The following is a 3,468-nucleotide window of genomic DNA, read 5'->3' as shown; positions in this document are numbered from 1 at the left end:
CGGGAACCCAGACGGGCAACCGTCACGGCCCGGCCACCACCGCCCGCCCCTCTGGATCCCCGCCTCCGCGGGGATGACGGACGGAGGATAGGGGCGCGGCAACAGTCTCCATGGCGAATGCCCCACCCGCCACGCCCGCCCCTCTGGAACCCCGCCGGGGCGCCGCCTATCTACCGGCGATCCAACCCGAAAAGGCCGTCCATGAAATATCTGCACACGATGATCCGGGTCACCGATCCGGCCAAGACGATCGCGTTCTTCGAGCTGCTCGGGCTGAAGGAGGCCCGCCGCCTCGAAAACGAGCAGGGTCGCTTCACGCTGATCTTCCTCTCCGCGCCCGGTGACGAGAGCGCCGAGGTCGAGCTGACGCACAACTGGGATCCGGAAGACTATGGCGAAGGCCGCAATTTCGGACACCTCGCCTACCGCGTCGACAATATCTACGAGACCTGCCAGCGGCTTCAGGACGCCGGGGTGACGATCAACCGGCCGCCGCGCGACGGCCACATGGCGTTCGTCCGCACCCCCGACAACATCTCGATCGAGCTGCTGCAGGACGGCCGGCTCGACCCTGCCGAGCCCTGGGCGTCGATGCCCAACACCGGCCACTGGTAAGGGCCACTGGTAAGGATCGTCGGCCCGCCCGCCGCGCGTCACGCGCGGCGGCGGGCCGGCATCGTCCCGGCCGCCATCGCCGCGGCACAGTCGGCGACGTGGACCGTCGCACCGCAACCCTCGATGATCTCGATCCGCATTGTCAGGTCGACACAGCCCTGGCGGATGTCCTCCGCCAGCATCTCGCGCATCGCCACGATCGCATGCTCGATCGCCGCCGCGCGGTGCGCCAGCTCGATCCCCTCGTGATCCTCGATCACCTCGCCGCCCAGGGCGATCTGAAATCTGTATCGCGGCATCAGCGACATCCTGTGCGTTCGACGCGACGGCCGGGGCGACCGGCGCTGCCGCGCCCAGTGTTCGCCCCTGTTTCTCGCAAGGCGTCTACGCCCCTGCGCGACGATCGGTTCCGCGCCACCCGTACAGCGCGCGGCAGCCGACATTTTCTTACAATAACCGACAATTTCCGAAATGCGCGTCTAACCTATGTTTGAGCGAGACTATAACGCCTGTGATAGTGCAGGGCGCCTCTGGGCAAGCTATGCTTAACCCGGCGACTGAGAGTTCGATATGCTCCCGCCCGAGCGGAGCCTGCATGTGGATTACCCCATCGTCGTCACCGATCATCTGATTGCCAAGCTCGCGACCCGGGTCGAGCTGAGTGCGGCGGATCGCGTGGCGATCGCGGCGCTGCCGTGCAAGCTGCGCACGATCGATCAGTCGACCTACATGCTGCGCGAGGGCCAACGCCCGCTGCGCTGCGCGTTCGTGATCGACGGCTTCGCCTATCGCCAGAAGCTCACCCCCGACGGCGAGCGCGAGATCGTCTCGATCCTGATGCCGGGCGACTTCATCGATCTGCAGAACCTGTTCCTCGAGGAATCGGATCACGACGTCCAGGCGCTGACCCGGATCACCGTCGCCGAGATCCCGATCCCCGCACTGCGCGAGATCGTCGCGGTTTCGCCGAAGATCGCCACCGCCTTGTGGATCGAGGCGCTGGTCGAGGCGTCGATCCACCGCGAATGGCTGCTCAACGTAGGTCGCCGCAACGCCAAGATGCGGCTTGCGCACCTGCTCTGCGAATTCTCCGCCCGGCTGCGCGCCTCCTCGCTCAGCGACGCGGACGGCAGCTACGAACTGCCGATGACGCAGGAACAGATGGGCGATGCGCTCGGCCTGACCCCGGTCCATGTCAACCGCGTGCTCCGCGCGCTCGAGACCGACGGCCTGATCACGCGTCGCAAGCGGCAGATCGGCGTCGTCGACTGGTGCGCGCTGCGCGACGCCGCCGAATTCAACGAACGCTATCTCCACCTGACCCAGACGCGCAGCTGAGGACGGGGCCTGAGGACGGGGCCAGAGCCGCCCCGACCCGGCCACTCTTGACTTTTCGACCGGTCGCGCGCATCTGACCGCCATCGAGGTGTCATGCAGCGTGATCGGACCTGAACAAGGTCCAGGCTCCGCCTCGGTCGTTTCTAACGGGCTTCCCTTTTCACGCGGGGTGTCAAAACACCACGCCCCTCGCGCGTCCTCCTGTGGATTCGCGAGCCCGGCACATTTGAGAGACTATTCATGTCCTTTTCCAACCTCGGCCTCGCCGAGCCCCTCGTCCGCGCGCTCGAAGCCAAGGGCTATACCGAGCCGACGCCGATCCAGGCCCAGTCGATCCCGATCCTGCTCGAGGGCGGCGACCTGCTCGGCATCGCGCAGACCGGCACCGGCAAGACCGCCGCGTTCGTGCTCCCCTCGATCCAGCGCCTGACCGAGACGCAGAAGCGCGTCCTGCCGACGCATTGCCGCATGCTCGTCCTCGCGCCGACGCGCGAACTCGCCAGCCAGATCGCCGACAGCGCACGCGCCTATGGCCAGTTCAGCAAGATGTCGGTGACCACCGTGTTCGGCGGCACCAGCATCAACAAGAACCGCCAGGACCTCAGCCGCGGCGTCGACATCCTCGTCGCCACGCCGGGCCGCCTGATCGACCTGATCGAGCAGGGCTTCTGCAACCTGTCGATGATCGAGATCCTCGTGCTCGACGAAGCCGACCAGATGATGGACCTCGGCTTCATCCACGCGCTGAAGAAGATCGTCCGCATGCTGCCGAAGAAGCGCCAGACTTTGTTCTTCTCGGCGACGATGCCGACCGCGATCCGCGATCTCGCCTCGCAGTTCCTGCTCGATCCGAAGACCGTCTCGGTCAAGCCCGCCGCGACCACCGCAGAGCGCGTCGACCAGTATGTCACCTTCTGCAACCAGTCGGAAAAGCAGGCGCTGCTGACGATCACGCTGGGCGATCCCGCGATCGACCGCGCGCTCGTCTTCACGCGCACCAAGCACGGCGCCGACCGCGTCGTGAAGCTGCTCGCGGGCAACGGCATCGCCTCGAACGCGATCCACGGCAACAAGAGCCAGGGCCAGCGCGAGCGCGCGCTGGGCGAATTCAAGCAGGGCAAGGTCAAGGTCCTGATCGCGACCGACATCGCTGCGCGCGGCATCGACGTCTCGGGCGTCAGCCACGTCATCAACTTCGAGCTGCCCAACGTCGCCGAGCAGTATGTCCACCGCATCGGCCGCACCGCGCGTGCGGGCGCCAGCGGCATCGCCGTCGCGTTCTGCGCGGATGACGAGAAGGCCTATCTGCGCGACATCGAGCGGATCACCCGCCAGAAGGTGACGGTCCGCCCGCTGCCCGACGATTTCGTCAACCTGTCGAACCAGATCAAGCAGACGCGCGTCAAGACGATGGGCGCCGATCCCGAAGTCCGGATCGACCGTCCGCGCGATCCCGCGCGTCCCCGCGCCACCCACGCGCCCCGCGCGACCGGCACCACCGGCCGCAACTATGCG

4 protein-coding genes are annotated in these 3,468 nt (G+C 66.8%); 3 read left to right on the top strand and 1 reads right to left on the bottom strand.

What is annotated here, in order from left to right:
* The first annotated feature begins 201 nt into the window (after nt 1–201).
* Nucleotides 202–615 (top strand): VOC family protein, encoded by a 414-nt coding sequence (locus tag sphsw_RS07990; protein ID WP_031440142.1) that lies wholly within the window; start codon nt 202–204, stop codon nt 613–615.
* 38 nt (nt 616–653) lie between these two features.
* Here sphsw_RS07990 and sphsw_RS07985 read toward each other — a convergent pair whose 3' ends face one another.
* Complete coding sequence (locus tag sphsw_RS07985) at nt 654–914, bottom strand: DUF6894 family protein (RefSeq protein WP_031440141.1); 261 nt, start codon at nt 912–914, stop codon at nt 654–656.
* A gap of 298 nt (nt 915–1,212) precedes the next feature.
* On the opposite strand from sphsw_RS07985, the gene sphsw_RS07980 reads away from it, so the two are divergent.
* Nucleotides 1,213–1,953: a Crp/Fnr family transcriptional regulator gene (locus sphsw_RS07980; protein WP_235188324.1), complete on the top strand. Its 741-nt coding sequence runs from the start codon at nt 1,213–1,215 to the stop codon at nt 1,951–1,953.
* Between the two features lie 240 nt (nt 1,954–2,193).
* Nucleotides 2,194–3,468 (top strand): DEAD/DEAH box helicase (locus tag sphsw_RS07975; protein ID WP_031440139.1); only part of this gene is annotated, 1,275 nt, incomplete at its 3' end.

This window comes from Sphingomonas sp. FUKUSWIS1 (assembly GCF_000733135.1).
Taxonomy (GTDB): Bacteria; Pseudomonadota; Alphaproteobacteria; order Sphingomonadales; family Sphingomonadaceae; genus Sphingomonas; species Sphingomonas aerolata.
This window is presented reverse-complemented; position numbering and strand designations above follow the sequence as displayed.

Coding starts and splice junctions, on each gene's coding strand:
- sphsw_RS07990 (WP_031440142.1), top strand. CDS start 202: ATGAAATATCTGCACACGATGATCCGGGTCACCGATCCGGCCAAGACG.
- sphsw_RS07985 (WP_031440141.1), bottom strand. CDS start 914: ATGCCGCGATACAGATTTCAGATCGCCCTGGGCGGCGAGGTGATCGAG.